Genomic DNA, 24,900 nt, shown 5'->3' with positions numbered 1-24,900 from the left:
TAATGGTGCTGTATTTTTTGTTACCATAAAATCCTTTGTTTTAAATGGGCAGGTTAGCTAGTCAAAACCGCCCATTAATTTCCACCGAAAAAAACAGATATGTATATTAATACTTAAATTCAGTGAATCCGGTATTCGTGCGGCTTATGTACTCGCATGTCTGTATTGGCGTGAAGAATGTGGACTAAATTTTTTCGATACGGATCGAAAAACTGAATGTCATTTACATTCAGGAAAAGGCGACGCTCGTAGCCTTTCGCATTTCTCTCCCAAAAATTCCCCGGCGTTAAAAAATTTTGCGACACTCCGTTTTGTGCTAAACACCAAAAGGAGATATCAGCATGAAAACGAAATGGACCTCAGCATTACTCTTAACATCAGCACTGTTAACCGGCGGTATGTTCAGTACATCCGTACTCGCGCAGTCAGCGCAAACGGAGAACGCTCAGACTCAGCAGGTTGTGACTCAGGATACTGACAGCAGCCGGATCAGTATCAATACCGCATCTGCGGAAGAACTGGCGCAGAATCTCAGTGGGATCGGACCGAAAAAAGCACAGAGTATTATCGAGTATCGTACTGATCACGGGCCATTTACGTCCGCCGAGCAACTGATGGAAGTTAAGGGGATCGGTGAACGTATTTTTAGTATAAATAGCGATAAGATAGAGTTATAACATCTGCAGATGTTTACTCTTTTTCCCTCCCTCGTCTGTTGCGGGGGAGGGAAAGAAAAATCCGGTTCAGCGGGCTGGTGTGTTTTTCAAACCGGAAATGTATGAAACCGGAAATGTATTAAAGGGAGAGATATTATGAGCACCAAAATTAAAGTGCTTGGCTACCATATTGATGCCTTCGGACATGTTAACAATGCGCGTTATCTGGAGTTTCTGGAAGCGGCACGCTGGGACTGGCTGGAAAGCTATGATGCTTACCGCTGGTTTAAGCAGATGGATATCGCGGTTGTTGTGGTTAATATTAATATCAATTACCGGCTGCCGGTGCATCTGGGGGAGCGCCTGATTATTGACAGTTACCTGCAACACTCAGGGCAGAAGAGCGGCGTTCTCAAACAGATAGTGACCCGGCAGGAAGATAAACAGGTTGTGGCAGATGCCGAAGTGACCTTTGTCTTTATTAATTTAAAAACAGGCAAAGCCCTTCCGATTGAAGGCGAGATCCGCGATAAATTTGAACTGCTGACCGCGCCGGAGTAATTAGCCCGGCAGAACGAACAGATAATCCGCCCGGTCATTATGACCGGGCGGATTATCGAAGAACCGGTTCAGTCAGGAAAGCCCGGTGAGTTTTTTCATCGAGGACATGACGGCATCGCGGTTGGCAAGGTAATGTGCTAATCCGTTTTGTCGCAGATGACAGGCGGCACATTCACCACAGCCATCGCCCTGAATGCCGTTATAGCAGGTCAGTGTTTCCCTGCGGACAGTATCCAGTTGCCCGTAATACTCCGCCAGCGCCCAGGTTTGGGCTTTATCAAGCCACATCAGCGGTGTTTCAAAACGGATTTCACGGGCAATACCCAGGTTTACCGCATGGTTAAGTGCTTTGACAAATTCATCACGGCAGTCCGGATAGCCGGAAAAATCCGTTTCACAGACACCGGTGATAATCGCTTCAGCACTGACCTGGTACGCATAAATCGCTGTCAGGGTGAGAAACAGGATATTACGACCGGGAACAAACGTATTCGGAATATCACTTTTTTCACTTTCACTGAACCCGGGAACCGGAATATTATCGCGGGTCAGGCTGCTGACGGCGAGTTCACTTAATAAGGTGACATCCAGAACCTTGTGCGCTGCTGCGCCCAGTTTCAGGCTCAGCCTGCGGGCAACCTCTATTTCCTGACTGTGACGCTGACCGTAGTCAAACGTCACACAATGCACTTCGTCATAATTGCGGAGCGCCTGAATCAGGCAGGTAGTGGAATCCTGACCACCACTGAATACGACAACAGCACGTTTCATCTGTAACCCTCACAATAAAAAAGATTGGGTATATGGTAACGGCTGCATCACCATTTGGGTAGTGTTGCAAGTGCGTCGGTCAGATCGCCGATATTGTCTGCCACCCACTGCGGATTGTAATAGGTGTCCGGATAGCGCTCGCCGCTGTCACAAATCAGGGTAACGATAGAGCCGCTCTGCTGCTCTGCATGCATTTGTGCCGCCAGTTGCAGCGCACCCCAGACATTGGTGCCGGTTGATGCGCCGACTCTGCGTCCGAGCAGTTTTTCCAGCCAGTAAAGTGTGGCGATACTGCATTTGTCGCTGACTTTCATCACATCATCAATAACGCCGGGAATAAATGAAGGCTCTGCACGCGGACGACCGATCCCCTCTATTTTACTGCCGGTTTCACAGCGTAAATGTGAGCATTTCTGGTGATAACAGTCATGGAATACAGAGTTTTCAGGGTCAACGACAATTAATTTTGTATTGTGTCCCTGATAGCGGATAAAACGTCCCAGTGTGGCAGAAGTACCGCCGGTACCTGCACTCATCACCAGATACTGTGGCACAGGGTGTGCTTCCCGTGACATCTGACGGAAAATGCTTTCAGCAATATTGTTGTTGCCGCGCCAGTCAGTTGCCCGCTCGGCGTAGGTAAACTGATCCATATAATGACCGCCGGTTTCACGGGCAAGGCGCTCGGATTCGGCATAAATTTGTGCGCTGTTATCGACAAAATGACATTGTCCGCCGTAGAACTCAATTTGTTCCACTTTGCGCCGGGCAGTGCAGCGCGGCATCACGGCGATAAACGGCAGACCGAGCAGGCGGGCAAAATAGGCTTCAGATACGGCAGTGCTGCCGGATGAGGCTTCGATAACCGTTGTACCTTCACGTATCCAGCCGTTACACAGCCCGTATAAAAAAAGTGACCGTGCCAGGCGGTGTTTCAGACTACCGGTCGGGTGCGTACTTTCATCCTTGAGGTATAATGAAACCCCCGGGAAGACGGGTAATTCCACCGGGATCAGGTGGGTATCCGCGCTGCGTTGATAATCGGCCTGAATAGCATTAATGGCGAATGTCGTCCATTGGGTTGTCATACATTATCTCCTCACTGTCAGTTGCTTAATCTTAGCAATTCTGTGAGAGAAAAGGCTTTTTCTATTTTCTTTATCATGCATGATATGGAGAAATATATTCTCCCGGGTGAGCAAATGATAGATAAAATAGACCGTAAGTTACTGCAACTCTTGCAGGAAGATGCCTCGTTATCACTGAATACGCTGGCAGAGGCGGTTAATCTGACCTCTACACCGTGCTGGAAACGTCTGAAAAGGCTGGAAGATGATGGCTATATCCGCAAGCGGGTGGCGCTGCTGGACCCGGAGAAGCTCGGGCTGGGGCTGACCGTGATTGTGATGATAAAAACTCAGTGTCACAGCAGCGAGTGGTATACTGAATTTGTTGAATTTGTTCAGCAAATGCCGGAAGTGGTGGAGTTTTACCGTATGGCCGGGGAGTTTGATTATATGTTGCAGGTCGAAGTGGTGGACATGAAACGCTTTGATCATTTTTATAAAAGGCTGGTTACCGGTGTACCCGGTTTAATTGATGTGACTTCCAATTTTGCGATGGAGCGCATAAAGTACACCACCGCGTTGCCTATCCCTGAGAAAGGTGCCGCGGATTAACGATTAACTTCAGATACTATACCCAACGTCATTCAAGATGCAGCCAATGAACCTGCAGTTTGAATGAATAAGGGTATATACGGGATCCCGTGAGATTATTTTCCCAACTAAAATGGTATTTCCTCAGTGAATGGCGGCGCTATACAGGGGCTGTTTTTTTTTCTGATCCTTATCGCCGTTTTACAGGTTTTGCCACCGCGTTTTGTCGGTATTATTGTCGATGGCGTAACAAAAAAAACACTGACGATGCCGACGTTGTGGGGCTGGATAGGCATTATGCTGCTTATCGCGCTGGTTATTTATGTCCTGCGCTATATCTGGCGTGTCTGGCTGTTTGGGGCATCGTATAAACTGGCGGTGCGCTTACGGCAGGATTTTTATCAGCAGTTCAGCCGCCAGTCTCCGGCCTTTTATCATCACTACCGGACGGGTGACCTGATCGCCCGCAGTACCAATGATGTTGATAAAGTGGTGTTTGCCGCAGGCGAAGGCGTCCTGACACTGGTGGACTCCCTGGTCATGGGCTGCGTGGTGCTGCTGGTGATGAGTATTGAAATCAGCTGGCAGCTTACACTGCTGTCTTTGCTGCCGATGCCGCTGATGGCGCTGGCGATAAAACGCTACGGACAGCAGCTCCATCACCGTTTTAAAACGGCGCAGGGTGCATTTTCATCTCTGAATAACCAGGCGCAGGAAAGTCTCAGCAGTATCCGTATGATCAAAGCATTTGGTCTTGAAGCACATCAGTCAGCTCAATTTGAATCTGTTGCCGCCGAGGCGGGACGAAAGAATATGCATGTGGCTGAGGTGGATGCGCGGTTTGACCCTACCATTATTATGGCGATAGGCATGTCAAACCTGCTGGCGGTTGCAGGCGGCAGCTATATGGTGATGCAGGGCACGCTGACCCTCGGGGAACTGACCAGCTTTATTATGTATCTCGGGCTGATGATTTGGCCGATGCTGGCACTGGCATGGATGTTTAATATTGTTGAGCGCGGCAGTGCCGCTTACAGCCGCATCCAGGTTCTGCTGGAAACCCCGCCGGTACTGGCTGACGGAACAGAGGCGCTGCAACCGGAGCGCAGTGAGCTGGCCGTTGCAATTACTGAATTTTGTTACCCGGATACCACGCGACCGGTACTGAATGATATCCGTTTTACGTTGAAACCCGGTCAGTTACTGGGGTTGTGCGGGCCGACGGGCTGCGGGAAATCCACGTTGCTGGCACTTATTCAGCGCCATTATGATGTGACGCAGGGCGATATCTGCTTTCAGGGTAAGCCACTTAATTCACTGATTTTTTCAGACTGGCACAGCCGGCTTGCTGTGGTGAATCAAACACCGTTTCTGTTCTCCGATACAATTGCGAATAATATTGCCCTCGGACGCCCGCAGGCAACCCGTGAGGAGATTGAGCACGTGGCGCGTCTGGCGAATGTGCATGATGATATTGAACGCCTGCCGCAGGGCTATGAAACAGAGGTTGGTGAGCGGGGTGTTATGCTGTCGGGCGGACAAAAACAACGGATTTCGATTGCCCGCGCTTTGCTGCTGGATACCGAAATTCTTATCCTGGATGATGCACTTTCTGCCGTTGACGGACAGACCGAGTATCTTATCCTGCAAAATTTACGTCAGTGGGGCGAAGGACGGACAGTGATTATCAGCGCACACCGGCTTTCCGCGCTGACAGAGGCAGACAATATTCTGGTTTTACAGCAAGGCAGCATTACCGCACAAGGGCGTCACCAGGCGCTGATTAACCAGAACGGATGGTATAGCGAAATGTATCATTATCAGCAGTTAGAGGCCGCGCTCGATGAATGATCAGACACCGAAAAACCTGTGGCCGTCACTGAAACGTCTGCTCGGGTACGGACGAAATTACCGCCGTCCGATGCTGACGGCTATCCTGATGCTGTGGCTTACCGCGATTGCTGAAGTCACGGCGCCGGTACTTGTCAGTTATTTTATTGATAATATGGTGGCTAAGGATCAGATAGTGCTCTCTGTGACACTGCTGCTGATTGCCGGGTTTATCGTGCTTCAGATTGCGGCATCGCTGCTTCACTATTTTCAGCTTATCTATTTTAATCAGGCCGCCGTCGGTGTGGTGCAGACATTGCGGGCTGATGTCATGAATGCCGCTTTGCGCCAGCCATTGAGTGCGTTTGATACTCAGCCTGTCGGTCAGCTTATCTCGCGTGTAACAAATGACACTGAGATGATTAAAGACTTGTTCGTCAATGTGTTACCGACACTGTTCCGCAGTGTGGCGCTGATTATTGTTATGCTGATTGCCATGTATTCTCTGGAGTGGCGGATGGCGCTGGTGGCAACGGCGATGTTTCCTGTCGTGCTGTTGGTTATGTGGATTTATCAGCGTCTGAGTACGCCGATTATCCGCCGGATCCGTGTTTATCTGGCTGATATTAATGACGGGTTTCATGAAATCATCAGTGGTATGACGGTTATTCAGCAATTCCGCCAGCAGGCACGTTTCGGAGAGCGGATGTTTGCCGCAAACCGCCGTCACTATGACATGAGGATGGCAGCACTGCGCCTTGACGGTATTTTGTTGCGTCCGTTACTCAGCCTCGTTTCTGCCGTTATTCTCTGCGGGATGATGTTGCTGTTTGGTGTTGAGGGAACCGGTGTTATCGGCGTTGGGGTGCTGTATGCCTTTATTACGTATCTGGGGCGGCTGAATGAGCCGCTGATCACCCTGACATCCCAGCAATCCGTGTTACAGCAGGCGGTTATTTCCGGCGAGCGTGTTTTTGAGCTGATGGACAGTCCGCAACAGAAATACGGTACGGATAATGAGCCACTGGCGACCGGGCGCATTGATATTTCGCATCTGACCTTTGCGTATCAGCCCGGAAAACCGGTGTTGCGTGATATCAGTATGCAGGTGGCGGAGCACAGTTTTGTGGCATTTGTCGGGCATACCGGAAGCGGGAAAAGTACGCTGGCAAATCTTCTGATGGGGTATTACCCGTGGCAGGCAGGCGAGATAAGCCTGGACGGACGTCCGCTTGAACAGTTATCTCACAGTGTTATCCGCCAGGGTATTGCGATGGTACAGCAGGACCCGGTTATTCTCGCTGCATCATTTCGGGACAATGTTACCCTCGGGCGGGATATTGATGATGCCCGTATCCGGCAGGTGCTGGAGACAGTACAGCTTGGTGAGCATGTTTCACGGCTTGAAAACGGACTGGATACGGTATTGGGCGAGCAGGGTAAAACATTATCAGATGGTCAGAAACAGTTACTCGCTATGGCGCGCGTACTGGTACAGACACCGAAAATATTAATTCTCGATGAAGCGACAGCAAATATTGATTCCGGCACTGAGCAGGCAATTCAGAAGGCCCTGCAACGGATCCGCCGGGAAACCACATTGGTGGTGATCGCACACCGCCTCTCCACTATTGTGGATGCGGATACCATTTATGTGCTCAACCGTGGCGAAATGGCGGAGTCCGGCGCGCATCAGACATTACTGGCGGAAAAAGGCCGGTATTATCAGATGTATCAGTTACAGCAGGTCGGGGAATCACTGAATACACCTGAAGAGGATAGTATCGCTGCACTATAATTGTGAAATCAGTCACATAAACAGCGTGTTTTGCCATAAGTTGGTGCAATTCTCTTCCTGCCGGAAAGGCGTCTGAATAAACAGACGCCTTTTTTTTATTGTAATCTCATGATTTTTTTTATCGTTATTTTTAATTTTTCACACTGGCATTACTTTTGCAGTTTTCCGTGAGGGATGAACATCACCTGAAACGGAGAATGTAATGAAACAGATAACCGCAATTATAAAACCTTTTAAGCTGGATGATGTAAGAGATGCACTGAATACAGAAGGAATTCAGGGGTTGACCGTACAGGAAGTAAGAGGTGCGGGAAGGCAGAAGGGGCATACAGAGTTATATCGCGGGGCAGAATACAGCGTGGATTTTCTGCCTAAAGTGCAGATTATGCTTGTTGTGCCGGATAAAGATCTGGAGCGCATTATTGATGTAATTTGCCGGACGGCATACACCGGGAGTATCGGAGACGGAAAGGTATTCGTTTCGGAAATATCACAGGCGGTGCGGATCCGTACCGGCGAACAAAATGATGACGCACTCTAAACCGCGCAGAGGTGATACAGATGACAATGAAACAAGGGATCATTTACAGGGGCCTCACCGGCGCAATATCTGCCATGCTTCCTGTCTTCGGTTACAGTGAAACCGCAGGCGCCGATCGCGCGGATAACGGTTTTATGCTGATTTCAGCTGCATTGGTTTATTTTATGACACTTCCGGGGATCGCTTTATTTTATGGCGGACTGGTTCGCCGTGAAAATGTCCTTTCAGTTATGACCCAGGTTATCGTCAGCTTTTCACTGGTTTTGCTGCTGTGGGTTTTCTATGGCTACAGCATGGCATTTTCCGGAGGAAATGGTTTTACCGGTTATCTTTCATACGCCTTTCTCAGCGGGATAACAATTGAGAGTACCAGCGGCAGCATAAGCCTGCTGACGCATGTACTTTTTCAGGGTTCATTTGCGGCAATCACAGTCGCACTTATTACCGGCGCACTGGCTGAGCGCATCAGGTTCACTGCGTTTTTACTCTTTGTGGTGATATGGTTTTCACTGGCCTATGTTCCGATGGCTCATATGGTCTGGGGCGGAGGCTGGCTGGCAGAAAAAGGGGCACTGGATTTTGCCGGCGGGACGGTTGTTCATATTAATGCGGCAGTTGCGGGGTTAGTTGGTGCTTACTTATTAGGACCGCGGCTGGCACGGGGAAAATCGGCGGCAAAACCACACAGCCTGCCGATGGTCTTTACCGGCACCGCGATTTTGTATGTCGGCTGGTTCGGGTTTAATGCCGGATCGGCCGGTAAAGCGGACGGCACGGCTGCGCTGGCATTTATCAATACGGTTCTTGCTGTTGCCGGCGGCGTGCTTGCCTGGGTTGTGGCCGAATGGAGTATCCGGGGTAAGCCCTCACTTCTCGGCGCCTGCTCCGGTTGTATCGGCGGGTTGGTCGGGATCACGCCTGCCGCAGGAACGGTCGGGGTATGCGGGGCGATAGTTATCGGGCTGGTCAGCGGTGTTGCCGGGTATTGGGGAGTGACCGTCCTGAAGCGCCGGCTGAAAGTGGATGATGTCTGTGATGTGTTCGGTATCCATGGTGTCTGCGGGATTATTGGCTGCCTGCTGACGGGGGTTTTTACCGCAGAGGCTCTGGGCGGCACCGGTTATGCAGAGGGGGTGACGATGCTCAGACAGCTTTGGGTACAGACTGAAAGTATCGTTGTGACAGTTATCTGGAGCGGAGTGATTGCTTACATCGCATTTAAACTTGCCGCACTGACAGTCGGGCTTCGTTGTACTGCTGATGATGAAATCAGCGGGCTGGATATCAGCTCTCACGGAGAGCGGGCGTATAACCGGTCGTAAGTTATAAAAAACAGGCCCCCGCTCATGATGTGATGCGGGGGCTTTTTTGTAGCAGCGGAGTCACTGTCTGTCAGCTTCGCAATCTCAGAACGCCTTCCTGAACAGTTGATGCGACCAACTCACCCGCCTGATTATAAAAATGTCCGCGGACAAATCCGCGCCCGCCGGAAGCAGTCGGACTTTCTACGGCGTACAGCAGCCATTCATCCAGCCGGAACGGGCGGTGATACCACATAGAATGATCGAGGGTGGCAATCTGAATTTCCGGCTGCATAAAACCATAACCATGTGGTTGCAGAGCGGTCGGCAGAAAATTGTAATCTGAGGCGTAGCCGAGCAGATATTGATGAACAGCCGGATCGGCAGGCATCGCACCATTTGTTTTAAGCCAGGTATAACGCTCAGGCGGACTTTCCGGGTTATTAAACGGACTGTAAAAGCGTATCGGACGCCATTCGATAGGCTGTTCGCGCAGAAACAGTGCCTGCATTTTTGGTGGCAGGTTTGCCGCGATTTTTTTGGCAATGTCGGACTCGGATGGTAATCCTTCCGGACCCGGAACGTCCGGCATGGTGTTCTGATGCGCGAAGCTGCTCTCTTCCCCCTGGAAAGAGGCGGTCATATAGAAAATTGGCTCGCCGTTCTGAATCGCACGAACCCGGCGGGCGCTGAAGCTTTTACCGTCACGCAGGTTTTCCACATCATAGATAATGGGTTTGTGACTGTCACCAGGGCGTAAAAAATAGCTGTGAAATGAGTGGACACAACGCTCTGCAGGAACAGTTTGTCCCGCAGCGTACAGTGCCTGACCGGCAACCTGTCCGCCAAAGACCTGCGGCAGACCGAGATCTTCACTTTGTCCCCGGAATAACCCGTCTTCCAGTTTTTCGAGGGCCATCAGGTTTATCAGGTTTTCTAATGCCAGGCTCATAGTTACCCTTATTAAGTATTTTCAACAGGAATCCGTCATTCTAATCGCTGAATGTACAATTGAAAAATGATAAACCATCATTGTGTGCGGTTTCAGAACAGTCAGGATTGCTCAGCCTGCGACCATACGGCACCGGGGTGGGTAAAAATACGGCGGTCAGCACCGGGCGCCTTGCTATTTCATCGCTGATCCCTGATAATGACCCCGCCTCATTATTGAGGGTTCCTATGGGGGCTTTGTTGGTTCTCCCGCAACATGAACTTGTTAACCAGGTCAGATCCGGAAGGAAGCAGCCATAGCAGGGGAATTGTGTGCCGGGATGTCGCTGGCAAGGCCCCCACCCATTTCTGCCATCTGCCCTTATCTTCGTTATCTCCCTGTTTATTCTGTTACGACTATTCTGTCGGCGGGTATTGTTGCGTGTGTTTGTTCAGGCACATATTACAGACTTATATACCCTTATTCATTCAAACTGCAGGTGCGTTAGCTGCACAACGCCCGCCGGGTCACATACTGATGTATGCTCCCCGTCTGTCTTCCCTTGCCGCCTTCCTGCATCTTGAATGATGTTGGGTATACATAACCCGGCGTTATCCCTGTTTAGCGCAAACAGGTACAAACCTGAGATAGCCCCCGTCAGTGTTCTGCCGCAATTAAAGTGAAACAGGCTATTTGTCCCGGGTTGAATGATATGTCTCTCATCAGAAAATAGCATGATAAGATCAATTTATTATACTTGATTCAACTCACTGGATGAGTAAAAAGAATAAATACACTTTCTGCTATTATATAAACACAGTGTTCTATTCAATAACTTTGGGAAGGAATAAGTCAGGAAATATACATTTTTCTTATAAAGTGTATATTTATCGTAATATAAAAAATGAACAACGCGGGAAAGATGAGATAAACGGATGAGTATGATCGGAGCCAAAGTCAGTAGTGTCTTTGGCTCTGGATCACTAAAATAAGACTATTACTTTATAGGTCGCCGGCTACAAGACCGAATTAACGTACGAATTTCCAGACAGATGGCGGAATTTTATCGTACAATTTATTCATGGTTAATTCTGCCAGACGATGGTCGGCGGCTGAATAAAAAAGCTCCAGTTCATCATCAGTCAGTTCATACTTGTTCTTCTCAATAACACGTTCCAGTGTTTCGATAGAAGTGCACTTGCGTAAGCGCATCAGATAGTCTGTTTTAGTCATCATAATATTATCTTCTTGCTGGTTTATTGTTGCGCAATGTATTGATATTTAAGTTTATATTCCCTTAATGAACAAGATGTCCCTCGCTGGTGAGCATACAGCTTACAAGCGACGCCATCTTCTTCCATTCCTCAATATCATTAAATGAAACTTCCATACACCCGAAAAGCGCATAGGTTTCATCGATATATTCATCGATAAATGAAATGAGGTCCTTATTTTGAGTATGTTTTATCTTAAAACTCCAGACTACGTCAGCAATGTAGCCTAATAATTCATTTAGTTTTAAGTTTGAATCAGATGTTAAATCATTAACCCAATAACTATTGCTTCTGATGAGTGTGTGTATGCCATCGTGGCAGAGTTCATCACACAGATACTTCAGTACCGCAATATCGTAATTTCGTGGCGTATACTCGTCCATAATCACCTCCTGGATGTAGCCGAGAATGATAAGGCGCTGAAAAACGTTAAATAATAATTAACACGTGAGTAAGTTATTACGTTATCGTCGTCGGTATATTTAAATATAGTCAGCCTTTATTTATAAATAAAGGTAATGTAAAGTTTGACGCTATTTGAAACAGTAGGTCACACAGACTCTGATTAAGTGTTAAATCCATTTCAGTTAATGAACATGGTGTTCTGAAAAAAAGATGCGGATAAAGAGATCTGAGATAACCTTGCCTGTAATATAACACTATTTATGCTGATGTCACTAGCTAAAATACAAAAAAATGCAAAGGTAAATGCAGAATAAATGCACTAATACGTAAGTTGTAATTACACAGGTACTTAAATTTACTGATTTTTTTTATGGATGGCTGATACTAAATATAATTTAGCATGACAAAACATTACATTATCCGTAATGTTATAATTTACATTTATCAATTGTTTATTTAAGTTCCGATGACACAAATTTAAAAATATTCATAATGATAACGAAATAAAAAAAAGGTCACTAATGTGACCTTTTTACGTTTAAGCAGGATTAAAATCCGTCGGGGCTATTACTCTTCTGAGTCACTGCATGAGCATGCTCAATGTCTTCATTCTTGCTGCCAAAGCGGCGACGAATCACCACATAGAAAACAGGAACGAAGAAGATAGCCAGTGAGGTTGCGGCAATCATACCACCGAATACCCCTGTACCTACGGCGTTCTGTGCACCGGAACCGGCACCGTTACTCAGGACTAACGGAATAACCCCGAGCATAAAGGCCAGCGATGTCATCAGAATCGGACGCAGACGCATTTTGACAGCTTCCAGCGTGGCTTCGATAAGCCCTTTGCCTTCTTTCTCCATCAGGTCTTTGGCGAACTCAACAATCAGTATGGCGTTCTTCGCCGATAGCCCGATCGTTGTCAGTAAGCCGACCTTAAAGTAAACGTCGTTATCCAGTCCGCGCATGTGGGTCAGTAACAGAGCACCAATTACCCCGAGTGGAACAACTAACATAACAGAGAACGGCACAGACCAGCTTTCATACAAGGCTGCCAGGCAGAGGAAGACCACGATGAGTGAGATGGTGTACAGAGCAGGTGCCTGGTTACCGGAAAGTTTCTCCTGGTAAGACATACCCGTCCACTCAACACCAAAGCCCTGTGGTAACTCTTTTGCCATGCTTTCCATCAGCGCCATTGCATCACCACTACTTTTACCCGGTGCCGCACTCCCCTGGATTTGCATCGCAGGTAAGCCGTTATACCGTTCTAAGCGTGGTGAACCAAATGTCCACGGATCTTTCTTTGTATCGATAAAGGCGGAGAACGGTACCATTTGCCCGACATTATTGCGGACATACTGCTCAGCAATATTCTTCGGCTGCATACGGAACGGTGCATCGGCCTGAACAAAGACTTTCTTCACACGACCACGGTCGATGAAGTCGTTGACATAAGTACCACCGAACATGGTGCTCAGTGCGGCATTGATAGTACTGATATCAACACCGAGTGCTTCCGCTTTCTGCTGATCGATATGGATACGATACTGTGAGGTATCTTCCATCCCGTTCGGACGAACCTGAACCAGCATATCCGGATGTTCACCTGCCATTTTCAGCAGTTGGTTACGGGCGGCGGTCAGCGCAACGTGACCCTGGTTTGCGTTATCCATCAGTTCGAGATCGAAACCACTGGATGAACCCAGTTCCACAATCGGCGGAATATTAACGGCGAAAATCATGGCGGAGGATTGGCCGTAGAAGTGCTGGTTAGCACGATCAACAATCGCTTCCACTTTATCTTCTTTGGCTTTACGTTCATCCCAGTTTTTCAGAACGACGAATGCCAGACCCATATTCTGTCCCTGACCCGCGAAGCCGAAGCCGTTAACGGTAAAGACAGATTCCACCACTTTTTTCTCTGTTTCCAGATAGTATTTACTGACATCACTGAGCACAGTCTGTGTCTGCTCCTGGGTTGATCCCGGTGGTAACTGAACCATCGAGAGCAGAACCCCCTGATCTTCTTCCGGCAGGAAGGAGGTCGGCAGGCGGGTGAACATAACGATCATGGCCGCTACCAGCAGTACATAGATAACCAGATAACGACCTGTACCACGCAGCATACGGCCTACGCTGTCAGTGTAATGGTTAGTCTGTTTCTCAAATATGCGGTTAAACCAGCCGAAGAACCCGGTTTGTGAACCGTGGCTGCCTTTGGCGACAGGTTTAAGCATGGTGGCACACAGTGCCGGTGTCAGAATCATCGCAACGAAAACGGAGAGAACCATTGCCGCAACAATCGTGACGGAGAACTGACGATAAATAGCCCCGGTTGACCCGCCGAAGAAGGCCATCGGGATAAATACCGCAGATAACACCATCGCGATACCGACCAGTGCACTCTGAATCTGTACCATTGATATTTTTGTGGCTTCTTTCGGCGGAAGCCCGGTTTCCTGCATTACACGCTCAACGTTTTCAACCACAACGATGGCGTCATCCACAAGAAGACCGATGGCCAGCACCATCGCAAACATCGTCAGGGTATTTATTGAATACCCGAACGCGGCAAGGGTGGCGAATGTCCCCAAAAGAACAACCGGTACGGCAATCGTCGGGATCAGTGTGGCGCGGAAATTCTGTAAGAACAGATACATCACCACGAACACCAGCATAATTGCTTCAGCCAGCGTTTTTACCACTTCAAAAATAGAGATCTTAACGAAAGGCGTTGTATCGTACGGATAAACCAGCTCCAGGCCTGCCGGGAAAAACTCGGACATTTCAGTCAGGGAATCACGTACGGCTTTGGCGGTATCCAGGGCGTTAGCCCCGGTTGCCAGTTTGATACCGATACCTGATGCCGGTTTCCCGTTATAGCGTGCGATAATACCGTAGTTTTCCGCGCCCAGCTCAACATAAGCCACATCTTTCAGGCGGACGACTGAACCATCGGTATTAACCCGCATCATGATTTCCTGAAACTGCTCAGGTGTATTCAGACGGGTCTGCGCGATAATTGAGGTGTTCAGACGCTGGTTTGCAACCGGCGGTGTTCCCCCTAACTGACCGGCAGCAACCTGGTTATTCTGGACTTTAATGGCATTGATGACATCCAGTGTGCTCAGGTTGTATTTGATCAGTTTGTCCGGATCAAGCCACACACGCATTGCATACTGTGTACCGAAGAGCTGAGTTTCACCCACCCCGGTAACACGGCTTATCGGGTCTTTTATATTTGATCCGACGTAGTCTGCAATATCGTCCTGCGTCATATCTCCGTTTTCAGAAACAAAGCCGGCAACCAATAAGAAGGAACTGGTTGATTTCTCAACGGTAATACCCTGCTGCTGCACTTCCTGCGGCAGTAAAGGCATGGCCAGTTGCAGTTTGTTCTGCACCTGAACCTGTGCGATATCCGGGTTGGCGTCAGCGTCAAAGGTCAGCGAGATATTCATGTTACCCGCTGAGTCACTTGTTGAAGACATGTACACCATTTTGTCGATACCGTTCATGTTCTGCTCGATAACCTGGGTTACCGTATTCTGAACTGTCTCGGCATCTGCACCCGGATAGGTTGCAGAAATTGAAATTGTCGGTGGTGCAACAGAAGGGTACTGTGCCACCGGCAGTTTCATGATCGCCAACAGACCTGCAAGCATGGCAATAATCGCTATTACCCATGCAAATATCGGTCTTTCAATAAAAAAACTTTGGCATGAATCACTGACTCCTTATTGGGACTTCTGAGCAGATTCAGTATTTTTTGGCGCAGCCGCCGGCTGTGCATCTGAACCTGCTTCAGTTGCCTTAACGACAGTGCCGGGCTTGATTTTCTGGAAGCCTTCGGTCACAACGCGTTCACCGTTACTTACACCAGAGGTCACCAGCCAGTTGTTACCGTATGCCTGACCAACAGTGACCGGGCGGACTTCAACTTCATTTTTGGCATTGACGACGTTAACAACGGCACCGCCTTTCGCTGTACGGATAACTCCTTCCTGCGGAATAAGGATGGCATCAGGGCGCACACCTTCGTCCACGCGGGCACGGACAAACATACCCGGCAGCAGAGATTCAGACGGATTAGGGAACACCGCCCGCATCGTGATTGAGCCGGTGGTTTCATCGACAGTCACATCGGAGAATTCCAGATACCCTTTATGGGTATAATCTTTGTTCTCAGCAGTCACAAGGCTGACCGCAATCTTGCCTTGCTCTTTATTGACAGCACCACTGGCAATTTCCTGCTTCAGACGCAGGTAATCATCACTGGACTGGGTCACATCGACATAAATCGGGTCGATTTGCTGAACCAGTGTCAGCGCCTGAGCTTGTCCTGAGGACACTAATGCGCCTTCTGTCACAGTGGATTTACCGGAAAGCCCGGCAATCGGTGATGTGACTTTGGTGTAGTTCAGGTTTATCTGAGCAGTCTGAACAGAAGCCTGTCCTGCCTGAACAGCAGCCTGAGCCTGCGCGAGAGTTGATACTGCCGTATCATATTCCTGGCGGCTGATATAGTTAGTACCCAGCAACGATTTATAGCGGTTCACTGTCAGGCGGGCCAGCTCTGCATTGGCTTTGGCTTTGGCCAGTTCAGCCTGAGCGCTGCTGAGTGTTGCCCTGAAAGGGGCCGGATCGATCTGATAGAGCGATTCGCCCTCTTTGACGTCACTTCCTTCTTTATAATTGCGTTTTAAAATAATGCCGCCGACCTGCGGACGGACTTCGGCAACGCGGTAAGCTGAAGTTCGGCCCGGAAGCTCGGTACTCACGGTCAGTGGTCCGGCTTTCAGTGTGACGACTTTAACGTCCGGCGGTGGCATTTCGCCCCCTTTTTGTTGCTCTTCACCACAGCCGGACAGCAGAATACTTCCGGACAGGACGAACAGCGCCAGAGGTAGAACGCCTCTGTTTTTTCGCATAGTAAACCTCTATAAAATGTCGATATTTCAACCAGTGAAATAGGGTTGCTTCACTCTTAATTCAGCGTGCTATAATACAAACATACACGAATGTATGTAAATTAACTTCAGGTGATACTGACCGTACATGGCACGAAAAACTAAACAACAGGCCCTGGAAACCCGCCAGCAGATTATTGATGCCGCATTAATCGCCTTCAGTGAGCAAGGCGTTTCGTCGACGTCATTAGTGGATATTGCAAAACAAGCGGGTGTCACCCGTGGCGCGATCTATTGGCACTTCAAAAATAAAGTGGATCTGTTTACTGAAGTCTGTGCAATAACTGATACAAAAATTGGATTGATTGAACAAGAGTATCGGGCAAAACACCCGGATAATCCACTTTTAGTGTTTAAGAAAATATTAATTTACATTTTAAAATCAGCCGCATTGGATCCGAAAATGCGGGCCATTATGAGTATGTCATTTCACAAATGTGAATTCACCGGTGAAATGAGTGAGCTTATTGCTATTCGTCAGAATTTATACGCAGCAGAATATTCCAGAATTGAAGTGTATTTGATCGAAAGTGTCGCGCAGGGGTTCCTGCCCGCCACTCTTGACCTGCGCCGTGCCGCCATTATGTTGCGGGGAATGATAACCGGGCTGTTAGAAAACTGGCTCTTTTCCAATGAGAGTTTTAATATTGTCGGACAGGCTGAATATTTGGTTGACGGTTATCTGGATATGCTGATGCTCAGTAATAATATGCAACTACCGCCGGCAGACGCCTGACACCTATTTTCCGAACAATCTGACTCAAGGATCTCATGTATGAAGCCTGTATTAATTATTGCCAATGGTGCTGCGTATGGCAGTGAATCTCTGTTTAATGCACTACGTCTGGCTATTGCGATTAAAGAACAAGACGGTCAGGTGCCGATGAATGTCTTTCTGATGTCTGATGCCGTTGTCGCCGGGTTACGCGGGCAGCAGCCGAAAGAGGGATATAATCTGAAACAGATGCTGGAGATATTGCTGGCGCAGCAGGTGGAGATTAAACTGTGCAAGACCTGTACCGATGCCCGCGGAATGACAGACCTTCCTCTGGTTGACGGTGTGCAGATTGGCACACTCGGTGAACTGGCACAGTGGTCACTGGATGCTGAAAAAATTATTACGTTTTAATTATTATATACCCAACGTCATTCAGGATGCAGTCAACCAACCTGCGGTTTGAGTGAAAAAGTGGATACAAACTGAAACAGAACGCCGGGGCAGGTACAGGTGAATATTACTATGAAGCGAGTCAGTCGCATCCCGGCGTCCGGTTTATCCCTGATGCTTTTTTTCCGTATATTCACCTGTTCTTTACTGATGCTGTCAGTGCTGTGGCAGAGTGCCGCTCTTGCGACAGCACAGGATATTCCGGACCGCAATACTATTCAGACTGAACTGAGTGCGCTGAATAACCGCAAAGACCAGACCGCAAATGACAAGCTTGCGGTTCAGGATCTGGAACGCGCCCTGGTTTTTTATGACAATCTCGATTCCCTGAAAGATAAATCACAGCAACTGAAAAAACAGGTGGATGAAGCCCCGCGTCTGTCTGAACAAGTCTCACAGAAATTAACGCAGATAAAATCATTAACGGATGAAGGGCTGGCGGAGTATAAAGTCAGTATTGAGAACCTGCCCCTGGCTCAGCTTGAGCAGAAGCTGAACAGCACACTTGAAGCCTTACAGACGGCACAAAATAATCTCTCTTCTTATAACAGTGACCTGATAGCACTTCAGACCCAGCCTGAACGCGCACAAAACATTATGTATGCCAATGTGCAGCGTCTTCAGCAAATCCGCGCGCTGCTTAATGACTCTCAGGCGGCACAAAAAGTGCTGCGCCCGACGGAGATCGAAGCCCTCCAGATAGAGCAATATACCTTACAGCAGCAGATTGATTACCAGAAACGGGCATTACAGTCGAACACCCTGTTGCAGAATGTATTACAACTCCAGCGTGATTATGTGGTGGAGCGCATTAAGCAACTGGAAGGGTATATTGATGTCATTCAGGAAACGGTCAGTGGCAAGCGTCTGGATTATTCGGAAGAGGCGGCTAAGGAAGCGCAGAGCTCGGATGACAGCCAGCGCAATATTCAGGATGATCCGCTGGTCCTGCGTGAAATTGCACTAAATCATGATTTAAGTGAAAAATTAGTCGCCGCAACCCGCAATAATAATCAGCTTGTGCAGCGGAGTATTAAAGTCAAAAGTATTCTGGATCGCGCACTGCAATCAGAACGGAACCTGAAAGAACAGATAACCGTTTTGCGCGGCAGTTTGCTGCTCTCCCGCATTTTATTTAAAGAACAAATCGACCTGCCGCAGGATTTACTGATTAAGGATTTACCTGACCGGATAGCAGACCTGCGTCTGGAGCAGTTTGAAATTAATCAGCAGCGCGACAAGCTCTATCAGCCGGACAGTTTTGCAGATACCCTGATTGCTGATTATGCCAAAACCCATGATATGCCGGCATCTGAAGCCGGGCAGCGGGCGCAAAAACATGCCCTGGTGCAGGTGGTGTCAGTCCGCCAGGATCTGCTTGATCAGCTCAACACCCAGATGGGTAATCAGATCTCACAGGCGATTAACCTGCAACTGGATCAGACTCAGCTGGTGACTGTTGTCGCCTCACTGGAAAAAACCCTGGCGCAGCAAATTTTCTGGGTGAACAGTAACAAACCGGTGAATCTTGCGTGGTTTCAGTCTTTTCCGGGGGCGGCGAAACAGGAACTGACTTCGCTGGATCTGAACTGGTCACTGCAAAGCCTCGGTAACGGGTTTATTGATTCCCTCTATATTACAATTCCGTTGATGATTATTGCGCTGCTCCTGCGTTTCGGCTCAAAGAATATCGATACCCGGCTCAGTGAAATCAACGCCAATGTCGGACGGCTGAAAAAAGACAGACAGATATATACGCCGATGGCGCTGGGATTGGTGCTGATTAAAACACTGCCATCCTCATTATTTGTCATTGCATTCGGCTACTTCTGCCTGAAAACAGGCAGTGCGGACTCTGCCCTGATGTGGACAATCTCCCGCCAGCTTGCGTTTTTCTGGGTATTGTTTGAGTGGAGCTACCGGATAATGAAGCCGGACGGTATTGCCGTTACACACTTTGGCATTGATGCGGAACTTTGCCGTACCGGGCGCAGGCGTCTGATTCGTCTTGCGCTGCCACTGCTGCCGATTATGTTATGGGCGGCATACGGAATGGAATATCCGCTGCGTCTGGTGGATGACGTGATAGGTCAGCTGGTGGTGCCGATAGCGCTGGTCTTTGTGTTTGCCTTCACATTACCGTTTTGTATTGAAATCTGGCGGGAGAAGGGCTCACATCTGGTGCGCGCCTTTCTGCTGACGCTGCTGACATTTTCCCCGCTGGTGCTGGTGGTTCTGGTCGGGCTGGGTTATTACTACACCGCGCTGCGTTTGAGCAGCCGCTGGATTGACAGCCTGTATCTGCTGCTTATCTGGTATATCGTGTATCACTCAAGCCTGCGCGGGCTGGCACTGGCGGCGCGAAGGCTGACATATCAGCGGGCCCTTGCCCGCCGTCAGAAACAGATATCACAACATAAAGAACAGAATGAGAGTGATGATATTCCGGAAGTCATAGTGGAGGAGCCGCCGATGTCAATGGAGCTCATTAATCAACAATCTCTGCGTATGACATCCATGGTGCTGTTTATTGTTTTCGCCGCCGCGTTTTATGGTATCTGGTCTGATTTTATTACTATTTTTTCTTTCTTTGACAGCTTTACTCTCTGGCATTCGAATGTTGATACCGCGCTGGGAAATGTCGTGGAAGCAGTAACCCTCGGGGATCTTATACTGTCGGTGCTGATTGTTGTCGTGTCCTGGATAATGATGCGCAACCTGCCCGGACTGCTGGAAGTGCTGGTTCTTTCGCGGCTCTCTCTGCGCCAGGGAACATCGTATGCGATAACTACAATTATGACATATATGATAGTAGGGATAGGGACTATTGCAGCCTTTGGTATGCTGGGAGTATCGTGGGGAAAATTACAATGGCTGGCAGCGGCCTTAACTTTTGGTCTGAGCTTCGGGTTACAGGAAATTTTCGCCAACTTTGTGTCGGGGATAATTATTCTGTTTGAGCGTCCGATCCGTATCGGGGATACCGTGACTATCGGTACATTCTCCGGGACGGTGAATAAAATCCGCATTCGTGCAACCACGGTGATTGATTTTGACCGCAAAGAAGTGATTATTCCAAACAAAGCCTTTATGACCGAGCGCCTGACCAACTGGTCACTCTCAGACACCGTCACCCGTATCGTTATCAGTGTGGGCGTGGCTTACGGCTCTGATCTGGATAAAGTCAGGGAGGTGTTACTGAAAGCGGCGACAGATAACCCGAAAGTGATGACCGACCCGGCACCGGGTGCCTATTTCATGACATTTGGTGCAAGCAGCCTGGATCATGAATTACGGTTTTATGTCCGCACCATCGGCGATCGCGGGGCGACTATGGATGAAGTGAACCGGGCGATTGACCAGATGTGCCGTGAAAATGATATTAATATCGCGTTCAATCAGCTGGAAGTATATCTCCACGATCAGAACAGCGGAAAAGAAGTGCAGGTACAGGGACCAGATAACGGGGTTCAGCCTGCCTGACCACCGGGCGCATTGCGCTGTTTTGTTTCATAATCCTGCCGGACAATCTCTAATGCCGCCAGAACCGTCTCTGCCGGTATCTGGTGGCTTTCCAGTAAACAGATGAGGTCAACAGCCAGTTTTACCTCATCGGGTGCGTTGTCCAGACTCATAGGTTCTCTGTATTATTTAGAGTATATCCCCGTATTCATCCAAACTGCAGGTTCGTTGGCTGCATCCTGAATGACGTTGGGTATATTGTATGATTAAAATTCAAGCCCGTCGCGGCGCTCAATCTGTTTTTCGATTCGCTGTAATGCCTGACGGCAGCGTACCAGCCGCCCGGAAAGGGCCGCCAGCTCTTTCTGTATTTTCTGCTGTTCGGCAAATGACGGCGCGCTCCCGAGTTCCAGCTCACGGTCATTTGTCATCTGTGCCAGCCGGCGCTCGTAATCCTGATGCTGCGCCAGGCGCTGATACAAATCTACCTGACTGTCGCGCTGTGTATAATGCTGTTCTTTCTTACGCAGGGACTGTGTGGCGGCTTCGCGGTTCAGCGCTGCTATCTGGGCAACAATTTTCTCAGCCAGAAAGCGCACCTGATCCGGACGGTTTTCATCCACACATTGTGTCAGTTGGTTAACATGGCGCTGTAGTTCATCCATATTCTGGCGCAGTGTTTTATTGCGGGCAGAAAATAAATTGTCATCGAACCGGCGCTGGGCCAGCTCCTGGTCAGCAATCGGCGCAATCTGTGCTTCCAGCGCGGCTATTTTCTCCTGCAAGGCCAGTAAAAGCTGTCTGGTGTTCATTTTCTGCCTCAGTGAAATGTGCCCGGGATCATAGTTACAGCCACATTTTTAGTTCTGTTTGACATAAAACAACAAATAATCGTCAAAGTTACGGGATACGGTTGCAATTTTCCCCTGATTTGCATAGATTCTGATGTTTCGTGTTCTCTATACTGGCACCTATTATGAGCGCAACTGCTGAACAACTGCAATTTATTAAAGAAAGTATCCGGGCTATCCCTGACTATCCTAAGGAAGGGGTTTTGTTCCGCGACATCACCACATTACTGGATAATCCGCAAGCGTACCGGATGACCATCGATTTGTTAGTCGAGCATTTCGAGAATAAAGGGATCACTAAAGTCGTGGGTACTGAAGCCCGCGGATTCTTATTCGGCGCACCGGTTGCGTTACGTTTAGGCGTCGGCTTTGTCCCTGTCCGTAAAAAAGGGAAATTACCCTGCGAAACCCTCAGTGAAACATACGATCTGGAATACGGCACCGATACCCTGGAGATGCATAAAGACAGCATCAAAGCAGGTGATCATGTGTTAGTTGTGGACGATCTGCTGGCAACCGGCGGTACTGTTAACGCAACTATCCGTCTGATCCGCCGTCTGGGTGGTTCTGTCCATGAAGCCGCCTTTATTATCGGTCTGCCTGATCTCGGTGGTGCTGCGCGCCTTGAAGCCGAAGATGTCCACAGTTTCTGCCTGCTGGAATATGCCGGCGACTGAGTCTCTCCTGCATTAAACGCAAACTCAGCCTCGCCCATAATGGTGAGGCTGTGGTAGCATGATGCAAAATCATGTTCACTCTCTGCGGAATCCATGAGCTATCAAGTCCTTGCCCGTAAGTGGCGACCACAAATATTTTCACAGGTTATTGGTCAGCAGCATGTTCTGACAGCGCTCGCTAACGGGCTGGAACATCAGCGGCTTCACCATGCCTATCTTTTTTCCGGTACCCGGGGTATCGGGAAAACCACACTTGCGCGTCTGTTTGCCAAAGGGCTTAACTGTGAGCAGGGTATTACGGCAACGCCGTGCGGAAAATGCCAGAATTGCCTGGAAATTGAACAGGGGCGGTTTGTTGATCTGATTGAGATTGATGCCGCGTCACGCACAAAAGTGGAAGATACCCGCGAATTGCTGGATAACGTCCAGTACGCCCCCGCACGCGGGCGTTTTAAAGTCTATCTTATCGATGAAGTTCACATGCTTTCCCGCCACAGCTTCAACGCGTTATTAAAAACGCTGGAAGAGCCGCCGGAGCATGTGAAATTTCTGTTGGCAACAACCGACCCGCAGAAACTGCCGGTTACTATCCTTTCCCGCTGCTTACAGTTTCACCTGAAAGCATTGGATGTGGATCAAATCAGTCAGCAGCTTGATACTATTCTGACCGCTGAGAAAATTGAAAATGACGCGCGCGCCCGACTGTTACTGGCACGCGCCGCTGATGGCAGCATGCGTGATGCGCTCAGTCTGGCAGACCAGGCGATTGCACTGGGTGCCGGAAAAGTAACCGCAGATATTGTCAGTCAGATGCTCGGTACGCTTGATGACGAACAACCTCTGACTATCCTGGAAGCCCTGGTGAAAGGCGACGGTGTGCAGGTGATGGATGGCGTGAATGACGCTGCCTCACGGGGTGCGGACTGGGAAAATCTGCTGGTGGAGATGCTGGCGGCACTGCATAAAACGGCCATGCTGCAATTGCTGCCGGTGCAGGAAAATACCGCCGATGTCACGCAAGAGCGCCTGCGTATTCTGGCGCGGGCAGTGGCACCTGCGGATCTGCAACTTTATTATCAGACGCTGTTAGTCGGACGTAAAGAACTGGCGTACGCGCCGGATCGGCGGATGGGCGTGGAGATGGCGCTGTTGCGCGCACTTGCATTCCATCCGCGTAATATTATTGATGAAGTGATTAGTGCGCCGTCAGTGGCACCGGTTTCACTGCCGGGTCAGCCGCGTGCATCTAAGCCGGTCACGCCTGCTGCTTCACAAAGTGTTGCATCACAGAATGAAACGTTCTCTGCTGAGATGGAAAACAGCCCGACGGCTCAGCTGCTGAAAGCGCGTGATGTTCTGAACCGGCAGGAGCCTCCGCCGTCAAAAAAGTCTGAGCCGGTTGCCTTAACTGATAAGGTTAAACCGGCGAACTCAGCACTGGCGCGACTCGCGGCCGTCGCTGAAAATCGTCCGGCGCGGGCAGTGTCCGCACCGAAATCAAAAACACCGGATAAACCACAGGCTTATCAGTGGCGCGCGCAAACACAGGATGTGATTGAAGAAAAAACACCGGTTGCGCGCCCGAAAGATATCAAAAAAGCCCTTGAGCATGAAAAAACACCGGAAGTTGCTGAGAAATTAGCGGTTATATCCCGTGAGCGGGATGCCTGGGCGGCGGATACAGACAAAATGCCGCTGCCGAAACTGGTGCAGCAACTGGCGCTGAATGCCTTTAAAGAGCAGACAGATGAAAATACTATTTGTCTGCATCTGCGTTCATCACAGCGCCACCTGAATTCAAAATCATCACACAGTGTGCTGAGTGATGCACTGAGTGAACTTTATGGTAAAGTTATTAATCTCACTATCTGTGAAGATGATGATTTAAGCATGAAAACGCCGCTGGAATGGCGGCAGGCCATCTATGAAGAGATGCTGGCGCAGGCGCGTCAGTCTATTGTGACGGATAAAACGATTCAGACGCTGCTGACCTTTTTTTGATGCGGATCTGGATGAAGAGAGTATCCGGCCTGTTTAACCACC

19 protein-coding genes, 1 other RNA gene and 2 pseudogenes are annotated in these 24,900 nt (G+C 49.1%); 13 read left to right on the top strand and 9 right to left on the bottom strand.

Going from position 1 to position 24,900, the window contains the following annotated elements; all coding sequences use genetic code 11:
- Positions 1–341: 341 nt before the first annotated feature.
- Complete coding sequence (locus AYY16_RS17900) at positions 342–677, top strand: ComEA family DNA-binding protein (RefSeq protein WP_067369805.1); 336 nt, start codon at positions 342–344, stop codon at positions 675–677.
- Between the two features lie 135 nt (positions 678–812).
- Positions 813–1,217 carry an acyl-CoA thioesterase gene (locus AYY16_RS17895; RefSeq protein ID WP_067369803.1) on the top strand — a complete coding sequence of 135 codons (405 nt, stop codon included), beginning with the start codon at positions 813–815 and terminating at the stop codon, positions 1,215–1,217.
- 72 nt (positions 1,218–1,289) lie between these two features.
- On the opposite strand, the gene queC is transcribed toward AYY16_RS17895, so the two are convergent.
- Together queC and AYY16_RS17885 are read right to left on the bottom strand one after the other, a co-directional pair.
- Positions 1,290–1,988 (bottom strand): 7-cyano-7-deazaguanine synthase QueC, encoded by a 699-nt coding sequence (gene queC / locus AYY16_RS17890; RefSeq protein ID WP_067369800.1) that lies wholly within the window; start codon positions 1,986–1,988, stop codon positions 1,290–1,292.
- Between the two features lie 47 nt (positions 1,989–2,035).
- Positions 2,036–3,076 carry a PLP-dependent cysteine synthase family protein gene (locus AYY16_RS17885; protein ID WP_067369797.1) on the bottom strand — a complete coding sequence of 347 codons (1,041 nt, stop codon included), beginning with the start codon at positions 3,074–3,076 and terminating at the stop codon, positions 2,036–2,038.
- A 114-nt stretch (positions 3,077–3,190) separates the two neighbouring features.
- Between AYY16_RS17885 and AYY16_RS17880 the strand changes: the two genes are divergently transcribed.
- From AYY16_RS17880 to amtB, 5 genes and pseudogenes are all read left to right on the top strand, one after another.
- Positions 3,191–3,667, top strand: a complete 477-nt coding sequence (locus tag AYY16_RS17880; RefSeq protein ID WP_067369996.1) for an Lrp/AsnC family transcriptional regulator — start codon at positions 3,191–3,193, stop codon at positions 3,665–3,667.
- Positions 3,668–3,756: 89 nt separating this feature from the next.
- Positions 3,757–5,497 (top strand): annotated as a pseudogene (locus AYY16_RS17875) (SmdA family multidrug ABC transporter permease/ATP-binding protein).
- Complete coding sequence (locus tag AYY16_RS17870) at positions 5,490–7,274, top strand: SmdB family multidrug efflux ABC transporter permease/ATP-binding protein (protein ID WP_067369794.1); 1,785 nt, start codon at positions 5,490–5,492, stop codon at positions 7,272–7,274. The pseudogene AYY16_RS17875 and the gene AYY16_RS17870 overlap by 8 nt, the downstream one beginning before the upstream one ends.
- 202 nt (positions 7,275–7,476) lie before the next feature.
- Positions 7,477–7,815, top strand: coding sequence for a P-II family nitrogen regulator (locus AYY16_RS17865; protein ID WP_067369791.1), 339 nt, complete (start codon positions 7,477–7,479; stop codon positions 7,813–7,815).
- Positions 7,816–7,841: 26 nt separating this feature from the next.
- Positions 7,842–9,137: an ammonium transporter AmtB gene (amtB, locus tag AYY16_RS17860; RefSeq protein WP_067369993.1), complete on the top strand. Its 1,296-nt coding sequence runs from the start codon at positions 7,842–7,844 to the stop codon at positions 9,135–9,137.
- Between the two features lie 70 nt (positions 9,138–9,207).
- On the opposite strand, the gene tesB is transcribed toward amtB, so the two are convergent.
- A complete protein-coding gene (tesB, locus tag AYY16_RS17855; RefSeq protein WP_067369787.1) occupies positions 9,208–10,068 on the bottom strand; it encodes an acyl-CoA thioesterase II in 861 nt (286 codons plus the stop codon).
- 237 nt (positions 10,069–10,305) lie between these two features.
- Here tesB and ffs point away from each other — a divergent pair.
- An RNA gene (ffs, locus tag AYY16_RS17850) (signal recognition particle sRNA small type) lies at positions 10,306–10,402 on the top strand.
- Positions 10,403–11,076: 674 nt separating this feature from the next.
- On the opposite strand, the gene AYY16_RS17845 is transcribed toward ffs, so the two are convergent.
- The 4 genes from AYY16_RS17845 to AYY16_RS17830 form a co-directional block, all read right to left on the bottom strand.
- Positions 11,077–11,280, bottom strand: coding sequence for an HHA domain-containing protein (locus tag AYY16_RS17845; RefSeq protein WP_067369990.1), 204 nt, complete (start codon positions 11,278–11,280; stop codon positions 11,077–11,079).
- Positions 11,281–11,344: 64 nt separating this feature from the next.
- A complete protein-coding gene (tomB, locus tag AYY16_RS17840; protein ID WP_067369782.1) occupies positions 11,345–11,704 on the bottom strand; it encodes an Hha toxicity modulator TomB in 360 nt (119 codons plus the stop codon).
- 570 nt (positions 11,705–12,274) lie between these two features.
- Positions 12,275–15,436 (bottom strand): efflux RND transporter permease subunit, encoded by a 3,162-nt coding sequence (locus AYY16_RS17835; protein WP_082970799.1) that lies wholly within the window; start codon positions 15,434–15,436, stop codon positions 12,275–12,277.
- Positions 15,437–15,466: 30 nt separating this feature from the next.
- Positions 15,467–16,660, bottom strand: a complete 1,194-nt coding sequence (locus tag AYY16_RS17830; protein ID WP_067369776.1) for an efflux RND transporter periplasmic adaptor subunit — start codon at positions 16,658–16,660, stop codon at positions 15,467–15,469.
- A gap of 127 nt (positions 16,661–16,787) precedes the next feature.
- Here AYY16_RS17830 and acrR point away from each other — a divergent pair, with 127 nt between their 5' ends.
- The 3 genes from acrR to mscK all read left to right on the top strand — a co-directional run bounded on the left by acrR (position 16,788) and on the right by mscK (position 21,350).
- Positions 16,788–17,435, top strand: a complete 648-nt coding sequence (acrR, locus tag AYY16_RS17825) for a multidrug efflux transporter transcriptional repressor AcrR (protein ID WP_067369773.1) — start codon at positions 16,788–16,790, stop codon at positions 17,433–17,435.
- A 39-nt stretch (positions 17,436–17,474) separates the two neighbouring features.
- Entirely contained in the window at positions 17,475–17,828 is a 354-nt protein-coding gene (locus AYY16_RS17820; RefSeq protein WP_067369770.1) for a DsrE/DsrF/TusD sulfur relay family protein, read from the top strand.
- Positions 17,829–17,939: 111 nt separating this feature from the next.
- Positions 17,940–21,350 carry a mechanosensitive channel MscK gene (mscK, locus tag AYY16_RS17815; RefSeq protein ID WP_067369765.1) on the top strand — a complete coding sequence of 1,137 codons (3,411 nt, stop codon included), beginning with the start codon at positions 17,940–17,942 and terminating at the stop codon, positions 21,348–21,350.
- Here the strand turns inward: mscK and rsmS are convergent.
- Positions 21,338–21,502: a pleiotropic regulatory protein RsmS gene (rsmS, locus tag AYY16_RS17810; protein WP_067369762.1), complete on the bottom strand. Its 165-nt coding sequence runs from the start codon at positions 21,500–21,502 to the stop codon at positions 21,338–21,340. The genes mscK and rsmS overlap by 13 nt on opposite strands.
- 93 nt (positions 21,503–21,595) lie before the next feature.
- Positions 21,596–22,141: a primosomal replication protein PriC gene (gene priC, locus AYY16_RS17805; RefSeq protein WP_067369759.1), complete on the bottom strand. Its 546-nt coding sequence runs from the start codon at positions 22,139–22,141 to the stop codon at positions 21,596–21,598.
- A 164-nt stretch (positions 22,142–22,305) separates the two neighbouring features.
- Here priC and apt point away from each other — a divergent pair, with 164 nt between their 5' ends.
- Both apt and dnaX read left to right on the top strand, forming a co-directional pair.
- Positions 22,306–22,857, top strand: coding sequence for an adenine phosphoribosyltransferase (apt, locus tag AYY16_RS17800; RefSeq protein ID WP_067369757.1), 552 nt, complete (start codon positions 22,306–22,308; stop codon positions 22,855–22,857).
- Between the two features lie 93 nt (positions 22,858–22,950).
- Positions 22,951–24,895, top strand: a pseudogene (gene dnaX / locus AYY16_RS17795) (DNA polymerase III subunit gamma/tau).
- The last annotated feature ends 5 nt before the right edge of the window (positions 24,896–24,900 follow it).

The organism is Morganella psychrotolerans, assembly GCF_001676155.1.
GTDB lineage: Bacteria > Pseudomonadota > Gammaproteobacteria > Enterobacterales > Enterobacteriaceae > Morganella > Morganella psychrotolerans.
This window is presented reverse-complemented; position numbering and strand designations above follow the sequence as displayed.

Bases quoted from the DNA above. Each gene is read 5' to 3' on its own strand.
- AYY16_RS17885 (WP_067369797.1), bottom strand. From the start codon at position 3,076: ATGACAACCCAATGGACGACATTCGCCATTAATGCTATTCAGGCCGAT.
- AYY16_RS17895 (WP_067369803.1), top strand. From the start codon at position 813: ATGAGCACCAAAATTAAAGTGCTTGGCTACCATATTGATGCCTTCGGA.
- priC (WP_067369759.1), bottom strand. From the start codon at position 22,141: ATGAACACCAGACAGCTTTTACTGGCCTTGCAGGAGAAAATAGCCGCG.
- AYY16_RS17880 (WP_067369996.1), top strand. From the start codon at position 3,191: ATGATAGATAAAATAGACCGTAAGTTACTGCAACTCTTGCAGGAAGAT.
- amtB (WP_067369993.1), top strand. From the start codon at position 7,842: ATGAAACAAGGGATCATTTACAGGGGCCTCACCGGCGCAATATCTGCC.
- AYY16_RS17845 (WP_067369990.1), bottom strand. From the start codon at position 11,280: ATGACTAAAACAGACTATCTGATGCGCTTACGCAAGTGCACTTCTATC.
- queC (WP_067369800.1), bottom strand. From the start codon at position 1,988: ATGAAACGTGCTGTTGTCGTATTCAGTGGTGGTCAGGATTCCACTACC.
- apt (WP_067369757.1), top strand. From the start codon at position 22,306: ATGAGCGCAACTGCTGAACAACTGCAATTTATTAAAGAAAGTATCCGG.
- AYY16_RS17820 (WP_067369770.1), top strand. From the start codon at position 17,475: ATGAAGCCTGTATTAATTATTGCCAATGGTGCTGCGTATGGCAGTGAA.
- AYY16_RS17830 (WP_067369776.1), bottom strand. From the start codon at position 16,660: ATGCGAAAAAACAGAGGCGTTCTACCTCTGGCGCTGTTCGTCCTGTCC.
- rsmS (WP_067369762.1), bottom strand. From the start codon at position 21,502: ATGAGTCTGGACAACGCACCCGATGAGGTAAAACTGGCTGTTGACCTC.
- acrR (WP_067369773.1), top strand. From the start codon at position 16,788: ATGGCACGAAAAACTAAACAACAGGCCCTGGAAACCCGCCAGCAGATT.
- mscK (WP_067369765.1), top strand. From the start codon at position 17,940: ATGAAGCGAGTCAGTCGCATCCCGGCGTCCGGTTTATCCCTGATGCTT.
- tesB (WP_067369787.1), bottom strand. From the start codon at position 10,068: ATGAGCCTGGCATTAGAAAACCTGATAAACCTGATGGCCCTCGAAAAA.
- AYY16_RS17865 (WP_067369791.1), top strand. From the start codon at position 7,477: ATGAAACAGATAACCGCAATTATAAAACCTTTTAAGCTGGATGATGTA.
- AYY16_RS17900 (WP_067369805.1), top strand. From the start codon at position 342: ATGAAAACGAAATGGACCTCAGCATTACTCTTAACATCAGCACTGTTA.
- tomB (WP_067369782.1), bottom strand. From the start codon at position 11,704: ATGGACGAGTATACGCCACGAAATTACGATATTGCGGTACTGAAGTAT.
- AYY16_RS17870 (WP_067369794.1), top strand. From the start codon at position 5,490: ATGAATGATCAGACACCGAAAAACCTGTGGCCGTCACTGAAACGTCTG.